1 protein-coding gene is annotated in these 748 nt (G+C 60.6%); it reads left to right on the top strand.

Going from position 1 to position 748, the window contains the following annotated elements; translation table 11 throughout:
• Positions 1–379: 379 nt before the first annotated feature.
• Positions 380–598, top strand: a complete 219-nt coding sequence (locus tag EXE42_RS16150) for a hypothetical protein (protein WP_053772265.1) — start codon at positions 380–382, stop codon at positions 596–598.
• Positions 599–748 lie beyond the last annotated feature (150 nt).

The following is a 748-nucleotide window of genomic DNA, read 5'->3' as shown; positions in this document are numbered from 1 at the left end:
GGAGCGAGTGTAACGAGCGACGGAGGAGCGCAACGAGCGTGCGCCCGCCTCGCGACTGGGGCTTCGGTGGTGTTCACGTCAGTCAGCGGTTTATAAGCCGAGTCGTACAGCCTCGGGACTGGGACTTCGGCGGCGTTTGTGGCGACCGCTAGTACATAAATGGAATCAGCATTAGGCCGAGCTTCCGGGGCTACAGGGACGGTCGCCCGTCGTCCCACGCACCGCCGTGTACAGCTGAGCGGCTGGGGTATCACGGTAATGCCGCCGTTGAGATCCACGACGGAAGAGCTGGTCGCGCCCCGTCGCGATCGACTGCTGAATTCACGAATCGTACGGTGTAGAAAAAATTATTTACACAGACATATTTCCATTATTATCTATGCCCTCCACGAGTCCCACCTGGTTCCACGGGTACGTGGACTGGTACGTCCGGGGCGTGATCTGGTTCGTACAGAGTGCGCTCGTCGGAGTCGTTCTACTAGCGGTTCTCGGCACCGGCGGACTCTCCGGGGTCGTCAGCACGGCGTCAACCGGACTGATCACGGCGCTCCTCCTCTTCAGACAGGTCGATAAGCACATCCGACAAGAGATGAAGTGACAGGAGCGCGCGCACCGCCGAAATCCACCACGTGTGGCCTATCTCGATCCGACCGTAATCGCTGCGTGCCTACCGCTCGGCGAGTTCCAGGGCGACCGCGCTAACCAGAATCGCGCCACCGATGCCGATACCGGCCAACGTGACGGAGTT

The sequence above is a fragment of the Halorubrum sp. SP3 genome, from assembly GCF_005435195.1.
In the GTDB taxonomy this organism is placed as follows: Archaea; Halobacteriota; Halobacteria; order Halobacteriales; family Haloferacaceae; genus Halorubrum; species Halorubrum sodomense.
Note: the sequence above shows the minus strand (reverse complement) of the source record. Positions and strands in the feature narration are given on the sequence as shown.

Bases quoted from the DNA above. Each gene is read 5' to 3' on its own strand.
- EXE42_RS16150 (WP_053772265.1), top strand. From the start codon at position 380: ATGCCCTCCACGAGTCCCACCTGGTTCCACGGGTACGTGGACTGGTAC.